General features: G+C 44.7%; 15 protein-coding genes. 9 read left to right on the top strand and 6 right to left on the bottom strand.

Annotated elements, in window-relative coordinates; genetic code table 11:
• The first annotated feature begins 13 nt into the window (after positions 1 to 13).
• From amrS to NF865_RS09925, 4 genes are all read left to right on the top strand, one after another.
• Positions 14 to 1,060 carry an AmmeMemoRadiSam system radical SAM enzyme gene (amrS, locus tag NF865_RS09940; protein WP_253304553.1) on the top strand — a complete coding sequence of 349 codons (1,047 nt, stop codon included), beginning with the start codon at positions 14 to 16 and terminating at the stop codon, positions 1,058 to 1,060.
• Between the two features lies 1 nt (position 1,061).
• Positions 1,062 to 1,886 (top strand): hypothetical protein, encoded by an 825-nt coding sequence (locus tag NF865_RS09935; protein ID WP_253304552.1) that lies wholly within the window; start codon positions 1,062 to 1,064, stop codon positions 1,884 to 1,886.
• A 286-nt stretch (positions 1,887 to 2,172) separates the two neighbouring features.
• Positions 2,173 to 3,975: an S-layer protein gene (locus tag NF865_RS09930; RefSeq protein WP_253304551.1), complete on the top strand. Its 1,803-nt coding sequence runs from the start codon at positions 2,173 to 2,175 to the stop codon at positions 3,973 to 3,975.
• 51 nt (positions 3,976 to 4,026) lie between these two features.
• A complete protein-coding gene (locus NF865_RS09925; RefSeq protein WP_253304550.1) occupies positions 4,027 to 4,701 on the top strand; it encodes a hypothetical protein in 675 nt (224 codons plus the stop codon).
• Here the strand turns inward: NF865_RS09925 and NF865_RS09920 are convergent.
• Entirely contained in the window at positions 4,694 to 6,436 is a 1,743-nt protein-coding gene (locus NF865_RS09920) for a radical SAM protein (RefSeq protein ID WP_253304549.1), read from the bottom strand. The genes NF865_RS09925 and NF865_RS09920 overlap by 8 nt on opposite strands.
• Before the next feature lie 94 nt (positions 6,437 to 6,530).
• Here NF865_RS09920 and NF865_RS09915 point away from each other — a divergent pair, with 94 nt between their 5' ends.
• Together NF865_RS09915 and NF865_RS09910 are read left to right on the top strand one after the other, a co-directional pair.
• On the top strand, positions 6,531 to 7,004 hold the full coding sequence (locus tag NF865_RS09915; RefSeq protein WP_253305665.1) for a ferritin-like domain-containing protein: 474 nt from the start codon (positions 6,531 to 6,533) through the stop codon (positions 7,002 to 7,004).
• A gap of 131 nt (positions 7,005 to 7,135) precedes the next feature.
• Positions 7,136 to 7,765 carry a ferritin-like domain-containing protein gene (locus NF865_RS09910; RefSeq protein ID WP_253304548.1) on the top strand — a complete coding sequence of 210 codons (630 nt, stop codon included), beginning with the start codon at positions 7,136 to 7,138 and terminating at the stop codon, positions 7,763 to 7,765.
• Here the strand turns inward: NF865_RS09910 and rsmA are convergent.
• The 5 genes from rsmA to NF865_RS09885 all read right to left on the bottom strand — a co-directional run bounded on the left by rsmA (position 7,755) and on the right by NF865_RS09885 (position 11,240).
• Positions 7,755 to 8,576 carry a 16S rRNA (adenine(1518)-N(6)/adenine(1519)-N(6))-dimethyltransferase RsmA gene (gene rsmA, locus NF865_RS09905; protein WP_253304547.1) on the bottom strand — a complete coding sequence of 274 codons (822 nt, stop codon included), beginning with the start codon at positions 8,574 to 8,576 and terminating at the stop codon, positions 7,755 to 7,757. The genes NF865_RS09910 and rsmA overlap by 11 nt on opposite strands.
• A gap of 2 nt (positions 8,577 to 8,578) precedes the next feature.
• A complete protein-coding gene (locus NF865_RS09900) occupies positions 8,579 to 9,205 on the bottom strand; it encodes a DUF655 domain-containing protein (RefSeq protein ID WP_253304546.1) in 627 nt (208 codons plus the stop codon).
• Positions 9,206 to 9,282: 77 nt separating this feature from the next.
• Positions 9,283 to 9,645, bottom strand: coding sequence for an RNA polymerase Rpb4 family protein (locus NF865_RS09895; protein WP_253304545.1), 363 nt, complete (start codon positions 9,643 to 9,645; stop codon positions 9,283 to 9,285).
• A gap of 5 nt (positions 9,646 to 9,650) precedes the next feature.
• Positions 9,651 to 9,944 (bottom strand): 50S ribosomal protein L21e, encoded by a 294-nt coding sequence (locus NF865_RS09890; protein ID WP_253304544.1) that lies wholly within the window; start codon positions 9,942 to 9,944, stop codon positions 9,651 to 9,653.
• Positions 9,945 to 10,052: 108 nt separating this feature from the next.
• A complete protein-coding gene (locus tag NF865_RS09885) occupies positions 10,053 to 11,240 on the bottom strand; it encodes a tRNA pseudouridine(54/55) synthase Pus10 (RefSeq protein WP_253304543.1) in 1,188 nt (395 codons plus the stop codon).
• A 45-nt stretch (positions 11,241 to 11,285) separates the two neighbouring features.
• Here NF865_RS09885 and NF865_RS09880 point away from each other — a divergent pair, with 45 nt between their 5' ends.
• The 3 genes from NF865_RS09880 (at position 11,286) to gatE (ending at position 14,873) form a co-directional block, all read left to right on the top strand.
• On the top strand, positions 11,286 to 11,579 hold the full coding sequence (locus NF865_RS09880) for a transcriptional regulator (protein ID WP_253304542.1): 294 nt from the start codon (positions 11,286 to 11,288) through the stop codon (positions 11,577 to 11,579).
• An 85-nt stretch (positions 11,580 to 11,664) separates the two neighbouring features.
• Complete coding sequence (gene gatD, locus NF865_RS09875; RefSeq protein WP_253304541.1) at positions 11,665 to 12,984, top strand: Glu-tRNA(Gln) amidotransferase subunit GatD; 1,320 nt, start codon at positions 11,665 to 11,667, stop codon at positions 12,982 to 12,984.
• Positions 12,984 to 14,873, top strand: coding sequence for a Glu-tRNA(Gln) amidotransferase subunit GatE (gene gatE / locus NF865_RS09870; RefSeq protein WP_253304540.1), 1,890 nt, complete (start codon positions 12,984 to 12,986; stop codon positions 14,871 to 14,873). Before gatD ends, gatE begins: the two co-directional genes overlap by 1 nt.
• Positions 14,874 to 14,899 lie beyond the last annotated feature (26 nt).

Below are 14,899 nucleotides of genomic sequence, written 5' to 3'. Positions count from 1 at the left end.
TCATGGTGAGACTATGAGAGAAGCAATGTATTGGGAACCCCTTGAGGGAAATAGGGTGAGATGTCGTCTGTGTCCTTTGAACTGTATTATAGATGAGGGGCAAAGGGGCTCTTGTAGAGTTAGGAAAAACATTGGAGGTAGGCTTTATACCCTCAATTATGGAAAGGTTTCATCCATAGCGGCCGATCCTATCGAAAAGAAGCCCCTTTTCCATTTCTACCCCGGCTCTTGTGCATTCTCCATAGGAACTGTCGGATGCAACATGCACTGCATCCACTGTCAGAACTGGGAGATAAGCCAGGCTGATGAAACATTCCCCTACTTGGAGGACGCCACTCCAGAGGCCATAGTAAGGTTAGCCCAACACTATGGGTGTGAGAGTATAGCCTACACCTACAACGAGCCTACGATATGGTACGAATTTGTTTTTGATACCGCTAAGGTTGCCAAGAAAACTGGCCTCAAAAACGTGCTCGTAACAAACGGCTACATAAACGAAGAACCCTTCAGAAACCTAGCCCCTTATATTGATGCTATGAACATTGACATAAAGGCCTTTGGGGATGAGTTTTACAGAAAGGTCTCAAAGGTTCCAGGGGCTGAGCCAAGCAAAAGAACGGCCATCATAGCCAAGAAAGAGTTTGGAATTCACGTTGAGCTCACATACCTAATAATCCCTACACTAAATGACAGCGAGGATGAGATAAGGGCCTTCGCAAGGTGGGTCGTTGAAGAGCTTGGCGATGACACACCAGTGCACTTTTCAAGGTTCTTTCCCCATTATAAGCTCCTCACACTGCCGCCAACACCGATTGAAACCATAGAAAAAGCCTACCGCATAGCAAGGGAGGAAGGCCTGAAGTTTGTTTACGTCGGCAACGTTCCCGGCCATGAGGGGGAAAACACCTATTGCCCAAAGTGTGGAAAACCTTTAATAGTAAGGTGGGGCTTTACCATAGAGGAGTATCACATAAAGGATGGAAGATGTGAATACTGCGGTGAACCAATACCAGTAGTTGGAGAATATAAGAAAAGACATTACAGGAGCATGTGGTGGTAATATGACGACAATGAAGGTTAGATTTTATATAGAAGCCCTCTCAAACGATAAGAAAGCTTTGGAAAGGGCTGTTGAGGAGATTGTAAAATCCCTAAAGAACGAAACTGGTGTAAAAGTTGGGGATATAATAGCGGAAGAAGTCCTCGAAAACCCTGAAGAGGAGATGCTCAAATACTCAAGCATGGTTGAAGCAGAGCTGGAAGGCTCTTTTGAGGAAATAGTTAGGGCAACAATGAAATACGCCCCCGCAATAGTGGAAGTAGTCTCACCGGCTAAGCTTGAGATAGATGGAAAAAGCTTAATGAAGATCCTTGGTGAGATTTCACTCTTCATGGGCAAGCTCATGGATAGGTTCGGACCCCTCGTCGCTTATCCCCCGCTTGATAAGATTCCAAAGCCGAAAGTTGGCTACAGCAGAGAGGAGATTGAAGAACTAATAATCGACGGCAAAGAAATTCTTTATCGCTTTGTTATAGAGACCTTTGGAAAGGACAAGGAGAGCATAGAAGAAACCATGCTGGAGGCGTTCAACTATGAGGGATGCAGAATCAACAAAATCCTCGTAAAGGTTCAAGAAGAAAGAGATGATAGAATATATGCACTTGTTGCGAGTGAGCTGATATCTCCCTTTGAGGTTCTCTTCCAGTTAACGGCAAAATACGCTCCAGTTGCAATATCAATAATTGAGCCCGAGATAGTGGACATCTCCGCGACGGAACTTCAAAACGCTCTCACTGATTTGGGAGGCTTTGTCCACGAGCTAATCCACAGACCCCTCAGGAAGAAACTTATAAAAGCTGACACATTCAAGCTTGGGCTCTCCTGAGCCTTTATTTTACTCTTAGGAGAAAGCTTTATAAACAAAATCCCTTATTGCTGGTTGAAGTGTTACTTTCTTTTTCGGTCGTTGTTGGGATATTATCGGCAAAAGGCGAATAAGTTGTAGGCATTAGGTAAACGCCACTTTTAGCCATCAGAGGAAAAATAAAGCTTCTCTAATCGTTAGAAAGGGTCTGAAAGCGAAAAGTATATAAACCCTAAGCTACATAAAGCTACTGAAGAATACCATAGTTAGGGGTTTGGCCCCTACAAGGTATTGGAGGTGTGAAGAGATGAAAGTAAGAAAGATCGCGGCCCTCGCCGTTGGTGCCGCAATGGTTGGAGCAACCCTTGGATATGCAAGTGCTACAATGCCAGGGAAGGAGTTTTTCGTTAAGGATGGAAAACCAAACGTTAAAATCGTAGTCGGTGCAAACGCCCCATCAACTATGGATGTTGCCAGCGCAGCTGACATTGCCCTTGCAGTTGGAAGCTTACTCTACACATCCGAGGAAGTTGAAGCAAGCGGAGTTAGTGTTGTAGTTAAGAAGGACGTAACAGACGATCCAGAAGACCTCACAATATACAAGTACTTCTATGAAACAGTCAACGGGCCCATAACTGCTGAAGACTGGGACGACTTGCCAAGTGACTACTGGTGGAACGGAAGCGCCTACAACGGCTCATATGATGACTGGGTAGCTGCATATCAAAACGACCCATGGAACTACGAAGTCGAAGACATGGATTCACTCGAAGGAGATTACCAAATTGACTGGGACTTCTCACTTAGTGAGATACACCTAATCCCAACTGAACCAGATGATTGGGAGGAAGAAGATGACATTGCCCAGCCACCAAAAGAGGCAAAGCTCTTAATCCCAGAAGGAGGGTTTAAGGTTCTATTGAACTACACAATCTCAAACTGGTCAGTTGAAGTTAACCTTGGAAAAGACGACCAGTGGGGAATTCCAGAGACGGAGAGCTTCAACGTTATTGATGACGATGAACCAGATGTAGAGGACATCGCCGATGAGTACGATGTTGACCCAAGCGACGTTACAGTAGAATTTGAAGGGTATGTCTATGAAGGAGTTCACGAGGGAGAGTCATTCACAGTTCTTGGCAACACTTACTATGTGTTGGACATTGGCGACCAATCATTCACCTACGGTAAGGATCACGGTGAAGTCTGGTTCAAGCTTGGTGATACAAAGGACTACGACGGCTATAAGGTTAAGGCCGTTGACATAAGCGTTAACGAGAACAGAGCATTGGTAGAAGTTACAAGCCCAGAGGGAGTAGACAAGCTCGTAATCCTCTACAAGGATGAGGAGAAAGACGTCTTTGACGACGGAGGAATAATCCTAACCCTTACCGACACATTCGTCGGTATCGACGGAAACCTCATAGCAACAATACAAGTCGTAACGAACCAGAAGGAAATTGAAAGCGGTGACGAGCTTGTATCAGGATGGACAGCAACTATTACAACTGGAACTGACTCAGAAGACAAAAAAGTCATTAAGTGGATAGAGTTGAGCAATGCTGATGACATCGAAGAGAAGACTGTAGATGTGCTAGGAAAGTACAAGGTCTACTACAAACTTGAAACATACACTGAAGATGAATCTGATGTTGATTACGACATTAACGACGACGGCGACGAGAAAGACGAGCTAATGACTGCAGAAGCTTTGATTGTCATCGAGCCAACAGAGAGAGTTTATGAGACCAAGGAGCTCAAAGTCGGTGACAAGCTTGAGGGATGGACAATCGAGGCCATCAAAGGCGAGACCTACACCGAAGTCACCTTAGTACCACCAACAGAGCCAATCACAGTCCTCGACGATGAAATTGACGTCAACGCAGTTGACAGCAACCTCATCCTCGTTGGTGGACCAGTCGCAAACGCAATCACCAAGTATCTCGTCGAGCAAGGACTCAGCACAGTCGACTGGGAGAACAGCGACGGTGACATCGAGTACCTTGAGGACGTCTTCGGCGAGTACGACGTCCTTATCGTTGCCGGTAAGGACAGGTATGCCACAAGAGAAGCAGCCAAGGAGCTCATGGAGTACTTGGCTGAGCTCTGAAGTCTTTTTCCTTCTTTTTAATTAAATTTAACTTTTCTGGAGGTTTTGACATTGGATAAAAAATTAGCTGCAATGTTTCTTTTGATTGTTGTTGTGCTTGCTCCTTTGGGAGTCCTTGCTTATGGATATGCCAATTTTTCGGATAAGGTTTATCCAGATAAAGAACCTTTGAAGAGAGTCCTTGTTAAAGTCCCATACAACGGGGTTGAGTATAGAATCGCTCTTGAAAGTTACAATACCGGCGATCCCTTTTTGGATTTGAACTTAACACTTAGAGGGACGGTATATGAAAGCATGACCCTCATAGTCGGGGACCCAATGTTTAGAGAGTGCGATGCCAAAGCCCTCGGTGATGTATGCATATGGAGAACCAGAACCGTAACCGAGATTGCGGCGGTGTTATCGCCTGTGTTTACCGCAAATAGGTATTGGTACTACAAGGAAAAAGGATACGATGAGAATGAGTCTATGGCGAGAGCTCAAGCCGATGTTGAAAGAATACATACTACATCTTTGGGGTTCATCCAGAAGGTTAAAATTGGACTTGGACTCATGGGGGACAAAAAACACCTCCTCGTCCTGTTGAAGGGGCCTGCAGAAGGAGGAAAGGTAGACAGGATATACTCCCCAAAGGAAGGAATCATGGTCCTTGAAGCCACCAGCGAGCGAACTCTCTTTGCAGAGGTTTTACTGCTGAAGACCATTATAGCCTCAAGGGTCAAGTGACCACAATATCTTTATACATTCCTCTTCTCTCACCTACCAGCTCTAAAAACTCCTCTTTGCTTTTGAAAGGTCTTTTTGCCAGGATCTTCGCAACCTTCTTCTTTCCAATTCCCGGAAGATAGCTCAAAACTTTAGAGCTTTCTTTGTTCACGTTTATGGGAATTGGTACCCCGGTTATGCTCCTAAAGCCGTGATCAACGATAAGGACGTCATAAAACTTGTTCAATTCTACCTCTTTAGGAATACCCACTATCAAGGGATAGCTCCCTATCTGCCTGCCGTATGTTAAGCCATTGTCAAACACCTCAGCCCTAACTTCCCTCAAAATTGTCCCAACTGGTACAACTCTCTTCAGCATTGGGTAGTCTATCTCATGCCTTATCTTGTACTTGTAGTGCTTTATAAGGGCCTTGTGCTTTTCAGTTTTGACTTTATCCTTCATGCGCCACAAAGGCGTTCCCGGGAATACAACGACCTGTCTTATGTTTATCCTCCTCACCAGTAAGCCGTCGTCAAGGATTTTCTTCAAGAACTCGTAGGTGAGCTCATAGGTTTTTTTAGTCTCTCCAGGAAGGCCAAAGAGGATGTTAATTCCCGGCAACAGCAAGGGCATGCCGTTGTAGCCCCTCTTTGCCCCAACTTCATTTAGAATTTTCACGGCTTCATAAGTTTCCTCAGGGGTTGAATTGAGGTTGTTGAGCTTTGCCACCTTTGGGTCGGCACTCTCAAGCCCGAAGGCAACAACATTCCCGGGAGTGCCGTATTTTATGAGCGTCTTCGCTATTCTAATGCTTTCCTCTGGATAGTTCGCTATCACTGCAGGATTTGCATTGTCCACGTGGAGCGTTTTAACTTCCAGAGCTACTACTCTAATTCCCTTGAAGAGCTTTTCAAGGGCTTCTGGATTTGGGATGGGCACTCTGCCATTTGGCTTTGCCATATACGAAAAGATGCAGCTCTGCCTGCCAATTCTAAAGTGCCTCACACCAAGATTATAGAGCACTTCAATTTCCTTGACGATGTCCTCAATTGGACGGTCTTCAATTGTTTTATACCTAACTGGCTCCGTACAGAAGCTACAGCCCCCTATACCAGCGGCCTTAGGACATCCTCTTTGGGTTTCAATCTCCACTATAACAAAATCAGGGTAATCTGGGAACTGCTTTACGACTTCAGCTCCAAGAAGGGCATAGTCCCTCAATTCGGAATAACTCCTAAAGCGGAAGGGGTTTGCATCTTTAGGATTCGTTAGAAAATCGTAGAGAAAGGCCTCCAAGTCGCCATAAACTATGTGGTCAAAAACACTCTGGGCAAGCATAAGCTCTCTTGACCCTACTCTGGTTCCGCCTTCATGCGCAGAGCCCATAAAAGCGGGCCCGCCGAGAATTTTACTGCCCTTAAAAGGCTTTATAAACTGTGCGACCTCCTCTACTTGAGAAGGAACCGCAGAAAGGTATTTGCCCGGAGTATGTAAGCCGCCGATATAGACAATCACATCAGCTTTCTCGAGGATTTCTCTCGCCTTTGCAACATTGGGCGTTCTATTCTTCGTTTTTATCCCCTGCTCGCCCTCAAAGGTAAAGCGCAGGTCGTCGATTGTCAAGTAGAATATTCTAGCATCTTTTCTAGCCTTTTTTATTGCCCCATAAGCATACCTAGGGTAGATTCCCAAATAGGGTGGCACTCCAAGTCCTGCTGGTTCATCAGTATATCCATCTATTATCGCAACTATCATCATGAATGAGTCTGCTATGTCTTTTAAAAACTAATCGCATTTCTTTCAAAAGGTATAAATGCCAGGAGTACCATTATACACATAGGTGGACTATATGATACATCAGCGCTTTAAAACTGAGAAAGAAAAGTTAAAATTCAAACAGATTTTAGAAGGAATATTGAAGCTCAGCACCAAGGAGCTCCTTGCGTACTGGATGGATCAGGAGGTAAAGGAAGCAGAGATGTACCACAGGCTCTACACAATGAGCAAAGAGGTCAATTGGGACGAGCAGGTTTCAAAGCTTTTCTTGGATATGTACAAAGATTGCTTGGAGCACGCCGAGACACTGCTAAAGCTGTATCGTACTACGTATCCAAACGAGGAAGTTATTATGGTCGATCTCCCTGCCCTAGAGGTAGAGCTCTCTGAGGAGCAACTGAGGGATCTGGTATACCATGGAAGACTCAGGGGAATCCTTGAACACCTAATGGAGACGGAGAAGATTGCACGCGACGTCTATGAATACTTATCGAAACAAACTACCGATGAAGAAATAAAGGATACCCTTATACCCTTATTTGGCTAGCAGATATTGAAAAAGGGCATTACGAAAAGTTGAGAAAGCTCTACGTGGAGCTCTTTGGAGAGAATCCTGAAGAAATGACCTTTAGATAGAATCTTGATAAGGGGTTTTGGGCATATTTTGGATAACTCCCCATGTTTGGAAGTTTAGAGTTGGAAATAAGTTTAAAAATTGGGCATCATGTTTTTATATTTCCAAATTCAAGTTTTAAAAGAGGTGATATAGTGTCAGAAGTATCTTCCTCTGTTAGTCGTATTATTCAAAAATGTCTTGAGAGGCTTCCACATATGACCCCTGAAGAACTGATATCATACAAGATAAAAGCCGAAGTTGAAGACGCAGAGGTATATTACCGATTATACGAGCTGAGCAAAGAAACGAGCTGGAGTGAAGAGCTCCCTAAAATTTTCTACCAGCTCTATCAAGAGAACCTTAAACATGCCGAGAAACTTCTTGAATTCTACAAAAGAATCTTCCCAGGGAAAGAACTTATTTCAGTAGATCTTCCATCCATAAAAGCTACTCTAACCGAAGAAACCCTAAGGTATTTCCTTGAGAGTGATAGGCTTGAGCATCTTATTGATATCTTAATGAAAAATGAAAAACTCGCTAAAGAAATCTGCGAATATGTCTCCAATACAGCAGAAAATCCAGAGGTAAGGGAACTTGCCCAGTGGTTAGCAAAGAGAGAAGAAGAGCGTTACGACAAACTCAAAATAATTAAAAAATTACCTACCGCTAAAAGGGAAGTTTCTAATCAATAAGGCCCTCATTTCGGAGGAATTCTTCAATATCTTTTATGTCCTTTATAGATAGCTGAAAGACCCTTTTGTTGGCATGGGGAATTCTCTCGATTATTGGTTTAAACTTCTTGAATTCCTCCTTTGTTAGTCCCAGCATGTGGTGAGAATCTTTCAGGGCTTTGCTTGCCAGTTTTCTCCTGTGCTGGAAGAGTGCTTTCACGAGGTTTTCATTTAGCTTGATCTGTTCGTCTTTGGACTTAGGCTCCATCACTATTACCGCAGAATCAACTTTTGGCTTTGGATAGAATGCCCCTCTGCCAATCCTCTCAACAAGCTCTACATTTGCCTTCGCCTGCACCATGACGGAAAGGCGGGAGTAATTTTTATTCCCAGGCTTTGCTACCATTCTCTGAGCGAATTCAAGCTGATAAATGAGCACAGCCCTCTCAAAATCATGCTTTAGAATCTTAAAGGTTATTGGAGAGGAAATCTGATAGGGCAGATTTGACACTATCTTGTTAAATTCCGGGAATTCAATTTTCAAGGCATCTCCTTCTATGATTTCCACATTACTCCAGTCGTACTCCCGCTTTAAAATTTCAACCATCCGTGAGTCCTTCTCTATGGCGTAAACTTTTCCAGCCCTTTTAGCAAGTTCATCGGTAAGCACGCCTAACCCGGGCCCTATTTCAAGAACAGTATCGGTTTCTTTTATCTCCGCTCTTTCAACCTCTCTCTTGATTACATCTTCAACTATCAGAAAATTTTGCCCGAGATCAGAATTAGGTCTTAGGTTGTATTTAGAAATTAGAAAAAAGACTCTGGAGTTCATCTCTACTCCCTAAATATTCTTCTTGAACCAACGAAAAGCCTGTATCTGTCTTTGTTTTCAAGTTCGTCCAAGATTCTTCTCGCTATCATCTTTACTGGGTCTGGGAGCCCTTTTACCCTGCGCTTAAGGTCTTCAAAGCTTTTAAATGGCTCTCTTTGTCTCTCTTCCAAGATGTCCCACATGTGTTTCTTCCCTATTCCTGGAAGCAGCTCTAAGCTGTGAAGTCTGTTGGTAATCGGTGGAGCAACGTTGAAAAACTTCACAAAACGCTCTTCGTTGGTTTTTACAATCTCTTCAAGGACATATGGAAGCTCAGCCTTCGCAGTTGGAGTTAAATCGTCATAATTAAGCTTTCTGGTTATCATTAATATCTTATCCCTCGGCCCCTTTCCAACGAAGACTCTCTCATACAGCATAAGGTCTGTCTTCGGAATTACCTCAAGCAAGGTAAAAGCCTTTTCTCCAATAACCTGTGCTATAGGCTTGTTTTCCCTAAAATTCCGATGCTCAAGATCGAGATAACCGGTAGGAAGGTAATCTAATACATAGGCGTATTCCTCATACTCCACATGACGCTTCTTTTTATCGGTGCTTTGGGCATAGGAATGTCTCTTACGATAATAATCCATGGTCTCTCCCCCCAAGAATATACAGTCTAAGGCTTTTAATACTTTTCGAGAAATTTTGAAAAAGAAGAAGAGAGGGCTTATTCTCTATATTCGTCCAAGATTTTGAGTATTTCTTCTGCCTCTTCTTTGGTGGGCATGTGTTCTTCCTTGGCAAAGATAACCCTTATGTCGAAGTAGTCCTCTGGCATTATGTCAACAATTTTTGTCGCCATCCTTTCGTCAAGCCATTCAAAGAGCCCTGTTAGCTTTTTCCTTAACTCTTTTGCATTTTCTGCTGGGAGCTTTGAAAACTTCTCAGCATGTTCAATGCTAACCCTTGCTTCATAGAATATTGGCTCTTCTGGGTTCTCTTTAGCACCTTCTTCCTTTCTCTTAAGCAACAGTTCTTTTGCCTCTGGAATTGAAATGTACTCCTCCTTAAGCTTCTTGCGCCCTATCATAGCCCTCACTTCTGGGGTCTTAAGTGAACTGGGTGGATAAAGAACGTCTTGAGCTTACCACCATCGGTGAGCTGGACTATATATGCGTCTCCCCTTTTTCCGACTACAGTACCAGTTCTTCCATGGAACCTTGGGTCTGGCATTCCCTTGTGGTAGCTTGGCTCAATCACTATGTGAACTTTCTGACCAACTTCAAACTCTTGGAGGAACCTTGTAAGTGGAGGGAGACCTCTCCTTCTTGGTGACTTGCTAAGCTTACCTCTAGTTTTCCTTCTAACTGTGTGGGCTTTTTGAACCATCTCAATCACCTCTCAGAGCTTATTTAGGGATTTTAACACCTTATACGTCCAGGAACACGCTTTTATTGTCAACTACGGGTCTTTCCCAATTACCATACACTCATGCGCTCAACCATTTATAAAGTTTTCACTCTCGTCTTCGTCCAGGATATTTAGGACATCAAGCTTCTCACACCACGCCTTCTTCCCGAGCAGGTCACTAACAGAGGGCTTCGTGCGCCCCTTATCACCGGATATGAGTTCCTTGATGTATAACCCTCCATCCGTAACAAGGCGGAGTTCAAAGTGCTTCTCATCAATCCATCTTGCTTCAGCCTCGTATACTCTCTTTACCCTCACTTTGTCAGCCCTTGACTTTCTAACGCGCCAGGGGGTTCTCTGGTAAATCTCAAGGCCAGTGAGCTTTCTCGCAACTTCCTCCGCTTCCTCGGGAGTAACACCCTCTTCGACGAGGACGAGTGCGAGGTATTCCTTCCTATGGTTCTTCGTGAGCACTTCCTCGGCTTCCTTCGCCGAAACGAAGTGCAGGTTGAGAACCTCTATCTTCCCGCTCGCGTTTATCTCATCCGCAACTTTTTTGAGGCCGACCTTCCTCTTTTTCGGCCTCTTGACTTCAACTATGAAGGGCCTCCCGTTGCCGAGCATCCTTACATCAACGTCCTCCCTTCCAGCACCTTTAAAGACGCACTTCCCTCCAAAGGCCTTCGAAAACGCCCTGCAGATTATTGAGGCGACGCTCTCTTCGAAGTCTGGAAGGGGCGTCTGAGGAATTCCGCGCACGAGCTTTCTGTAGCAGCCATAAACGTAGACAGGATTAATCTGGAGCTCAATCTTACCTGAGAACGGTTCCACGATGAAAACGACATCCGATTCTTTTGAAGTTTCCTTTCCGGTAGCTCGGCCAAAGGCCTTGCCGAGCTCGCGGTTGAACTCCCTGTTTATCGGCTCGGCGGTCTCAATACCGAACTCCTCCCAGATGGCCTTTTCTTTCTCTCTAATCTCTTCAGGGAAGCGGGAACCAACGAGAAACGTTTCAAATTCTATCCCTTCGCTTGCCTTCTTCATCATCTCCACGAACTCGGGGATTCTATCAAAGACATTGTGACAGAGTTCACACTCCTCTGGCTCCGCTATAGGTTCCAGACCTCTCGCAGAGCGCTCCATATTGAGGACAAATCTCACCGCCTTCCCGCGCTCCTCGTTAGTGCCTTTGCCAAGCTTTGCAAAGAGCCTGCCGAGGCAGTGGTCGCAAAGCCTGTACTTTTCAAGAACTTTCTCGGCTTTTTCTACTATCATCTCCCGCACCCTTAAGCTTTTTAATGTTCTTTCAAACTTTCCCTTATGATGACGAGAAGGCAGAAGATAATAAAGCTTTTGGAGGAGAGAGACTACAGCGTAAGCGAACTTGCAGCACTCCTTGATATGAGGGGCAAAGGAAGCAAGAAGGTAATTCTCGAAGACCTAAAGGCAATTGCCAACATCGTAAAGCGTGAGGGAAAAGTTCTCCTTATTCAGCCAGCCCAGTGCAAAAAGTGTGGCTTCGTATTTAAGCCTGAGATCAAAATTCCAGGAAAATGTCCAAAGTGCAGGTCGGAATGGATCGAGGAGCCGAGGTTCAAAATTGAGGTTCGCTAATGGTTGCCCTCGAGATTGGCAACAATGTTTATATCTCCCCTAATCAACTCCATCTAGCCTAAAACTTGTGAAAGGAGGTTTCGCTATGAGGAAAGTTGAACTTTTCATGAAGGAAAAAGGGATTGAAATTGGCGATTACATTGAGGTTGTCGAGGAGGAAAACGGGAAGAGAGTTACCCACAGGGGTCTTGTAATGCCCCCATATGAGCTTTCGAAAGGGGAGACACTTACAATAAAGCTCGACAACGGATACAATGTGGGAATTTTAATTGACCAGATAGTTGAAGTGAGGGTTTTAGAAAAAGCCAAGCCAAGGGAAGAGGTTTCTTTCAAAGAAGTCCTACCCAAAAAGCCGGGACTTCCAAACGTTACCATAATAGGAACCGGTGGAACCATCGCGAGCAAAATAGATTACAAAACTGGTGCAGTTCATGCTGCTTTTACCGCTGAGGAGCTTGCAAAAGCCGTCCCAGAGATTTTTGAAATAGCAAACATAACACCGAAGCTCCTTTTCAATATAATGAGTGAGGACATGAAACCCGAATACTGGAAAAAGATAGCTCATGAGGTCGCTAAGGCCCTCAACAGTGGAGAAGACGGAGTTATAATAGGACATGGAACTGACACAATGGGATATTCTGCAGCGGCGTTGAGCTTTATGCTTAGGGACTTAGGAAAGCCCGTTATTTTTGTCGGTGCTCAGAGAAGCAGCGACAGACCTTCAAGTGATGCCGCGATGAATTTAATATGCTCCACCAGAATGGCAGTCGAGGACTTTGGTGAAGTTGCCGTTGTAATGCACGGAGAAACGAGCGACACATACTGCCTAGCACATAGAGGGACAAAGGTCAGGAAGATGCACACATCTAGGAGAGATGCCTTTAGAAGCATAAACGACATCCCCATAGCAAAAATCTGGTACGATGGAAGGGTGGAATACCTGAGAGACGACTACAGAAAGAGAAGGGATAGCGAGGTATGGGTAGATGACAAGCTTGAAGAAAAAGTGGCCTTAATAAAGGTCTATCCCGGCATAAGTGGAGAGATTATAGACTTCTTGGTCGATAAAGGCTACAAAGGAATCGTAATCGAGGGGACTGGATTGGGTCACACTCCAAACGATATAATCCCCAAAATAGAGAGAGCAGTTGAAGAGGGCATCGTGGTTTGTATGACGAGCCAGTGCCTCTACGGTAGGGTCAACCTTAACGTCTATTCCACGGGAAGAAAGCTCCTTAAGGCTGGAGTTATACCGTGTGAAGACATGCTCCCAGAAACTGCTTACGTGAAGCTTATGTGGGTTCTCGGAAAGACGCAAAACCTTGAGGAAGTTAGAAAGATGATGCTGACTAGCTATGCTGGAGAGGTAACTCCCTACACAAGGTTTGACACTTATTTGAGGTGATGAAGATGGAGCTTGATTACAAAGCACTCGGGTTAAAAGTTGGTCTTGAAATTCACAGGCAGCTGGATACAAAAAAACTCTTCTCACCTGTGCCGAGTGAGCTTTATGAAGATGTAGACTTTACTTTTGAGCGCCGCTTGAGGCCTACAATGAGTGAACTCGGAGAGATTGACCAAGCTGCACTTGAGGAGTTCAAAAAAGGTAGGGTTTTTGTTTATGAGGGGAACTACAAATACAGCGACTTGGTGTATATGGACGAGGAACCGCCTCACTTGCCAGATGAAGAGGCATTGAAAGTTGCCCTTCAGATTACCTATCTCCTAAATGCTACCCCAGTTGATGAAGTCCATTTTATGAGAAAAATCGTCATAGACGGTTCTAACGTATCCGGATTCCAGAGAACTGCTATAATTGGCATTAACGGCAAAGTGGACACCCCATGGGGAAGCGTTGAAATCCCAACGATTTGCTTAGAGGAGGACGCGTGCAGGATTGTAGAGCAAGGGGACAAGAAAGTAATATACAGACTTGACCGTTTAGGAATTCCCCTAATTGAAATCGCCACCACTCCGGACATCCACCACCCGGAGCAGGCAAAAGTAGTGGCAAAGTTCATAGGCGACGCTCTAAGGGCAACGCGCAAGGTAAAACGTGGACTTGGAACCATAAGACAGGATTTGAACGTTTCCATTAAAGGTGGGGCAAGGATTGAGATTAAAGGTGTTCAGGAGCTTGACATGATACCCCTCATAATTGAGCGCGAAGTTCAGAGACAGCTCAACCTTCTAAAGATTAAAGAGGAACTCGAAAAAAGAGGAGCAAAGGAAGAGGAGCTGAAAGAGGAGTTCTACGACGTGACAGACATCTTCAGCAACACTGGTTCAAAAATAATTGCCAGAGCGTTGAAAAATGGAGGCAAAGTCTTGGCCGTTAAGCTTCCAAAGTTTAGGGGTCTCATAGGCTTTGAGATCCAGCCGGGAAGAAGGCTTGGCACAGAAATGGCAGATAGAGCCAAGAAATACGTGAAGGGAATATTCCACATTGATGAGCTGCCCAATTACGGAATAACGCAGAAGGAAGTTAATAAGGTTATTGAAAGGCTTAACCTCGAAGAGCTCGATGCCTTTGTTCTGGTCGCGGCTGAAGAAGATGTTGCAAAGAAAGCCCTTAAGGAAGTCCTCCAGAGAGCAAAAGAAGCCATTAGAGGTGTCCCCGAAGAGACTAGAAGGGCATTGCCAGATGGAAACACCCAATACATGCGTCCCCTTCCAGGAAAAGCCAGAATGTACCCCGAAACAGACATTCCGCCGATATTTATCAGTGAAGAGCTTAAGAGAGAAATCTTGGAGAACCTTCCAGAGTATCCACAGGCGAGAGTGGAGCGCTATGTTAAAGAATACGGCATAGACAAAAGCTTGGCACAGACCCTCGTGGATGACGAGAGGGACGAGCTCTTTGAGGAACTCATAGCAATGGGCGTTAAGCCATCTCTGGCAGCTTCAGTCCTTGTTGTAGTGCTCAAGGGACTCAAGAAAGAAGTCCCAATTGAGAACATTACTGATGAACACATAAAAGACGCCTTTAAGCTTCTCCTCGACAACAGAATAGCAAAAGAGGCTTTTGAAGAGATATTCAAGGAACTCGCACTGCATCCAGAAAAAACAGCCCTACAGGTTGCGGAGGAGAAAGGGCTTACACTGCTAAGCGAAGAGGAAGTTGAAAAGATAGTCGAGGAAGTGGTTAAGGAGAACATAGACGTCGTGAAGGCCAAAGGCATGGGGGCCATGGGAATGCTCATGGGAAGAGCAATGGCGAAGCTTAGGGGAAAAGCCGATGGAAAGCTTGTAAGCCAGCTCGTAAGGAAAAAGATTCAGGAGTTCAGCTCCTAATTCCTTTTTCTCAATAACTTTTTAAG

Origin of the sequence: Thermococcus aggregans (assembly GCF_024022995.1) — an archaeon.
Classification (GTDB): Archaea; Methanobacteriota_B; Thermococci; order Thermococcales; family Thermococcaceae; genus Thermococcus_A; species Thermococcus_A aggregans.
This window is presented reverse-complemented; position numbering and strand designations above follow the sequence as displayed.

Excerpts from the sequence above, each read along its gene's own strand:
- amrS (WP_253304553.1), top strand. The coding sequence starts at position 14 with ATGAGAGAAGCAATGTATTGGGAACCCCTTGAGGGAAATAGGGTGAGA.
- NF865_RS09935 (WP_253304552.1), top strand. The coding sequence starts at position 1,062 with ATGACGACAATGAAGGTTAGATTTTATATAGAAGCCCTCTCAAACGAT.
- NF865_RS09930 (WP_253304551.1), top strand. The coding sequence starts at position 2,173 with ATGAAAGTAAGAAAGATCGCGGCCCTCGCCGTTGGTGCCGCAATGGTT.
- NF865_RS09920 (WP_253304549.1), bottom strand. The coding sequence starts at position 6,436 with ATGATAGTTGCGATAATAGATGGATATACTGATGAACCAGCAGGACTT.
- NF865_RS09915 (WP_253305665.1), top strand. The coding sequence starts at position 6,531 with ATGATACATCAGCGCTTTAAAACTGAGAAAGAAAAGTTAAAATTCAAA.
- NF865_RS09910 (WP_253304548.1), top strand. The coding sequence starts at position 7,136 with ATGTTTGGAAGTTTAGAGTTGGAAATAAGTTTAAAAATTGGGCATCAT.
- rsmA (WP_253304547.1), bottom strand. The coding sequence starts at position 8,576 with ATGAACTCCAGAGTCTTTTTTCTAATTTCTAAATACAACCTAAGACCT.
- NF865_RS09900 (WP_253304546.1), bottom strand. The coding sequence starts at position 9,205 with ATGGATTATTATCGTAAGAGACATTCCTATGCCCAAAGCACCGATAAA.
- NF865_RS09895 (WP_253304545.1), bottom strand. The coding sequence starts at position 9,645 with ATGATAGGGCGCAAGAAGCTTAAGGAGGAGTACATTTCAATTCCAGAG.
- NF865_RS09890 (WP_253304544.1), bottom strand. The coding sequence starts at position 9,944 with ATGGTTCAAAAAGCCCACACAGTTAGAAGGAAAACTAGAGGTAAGCTT.
- NF865_RS09885 (WP_253304543.1), bottom strand. The coding sequence starts at position 11,240 with ATGATAGTAGAAAAAGCCGAGAAAGTTCTTGAAAAGTACAGGCTTTGC.
- NF865_RS09880 (WP_253304542.1), top strand. The coding sequence starts at position 11,286 with ATGATGACGAGAAGGCAGAAGATAATAAAGCTTTTGGAGGAGAGAGAC.
- gatD (WP_253304541.1), top strand. The coding sequence starts at position 11,665 with ATGAGGAAAGTTGAACTTTTCATGAAGGAAAAAGGGATTGAAATTGGC.
- gatE (WP_253304540.1), top strand. The coding sequence starts at position 12,984 with ATGAAGATGGAGCTTGATTACAAAGCACTCGGGTTAAAAGTTGGTCTT.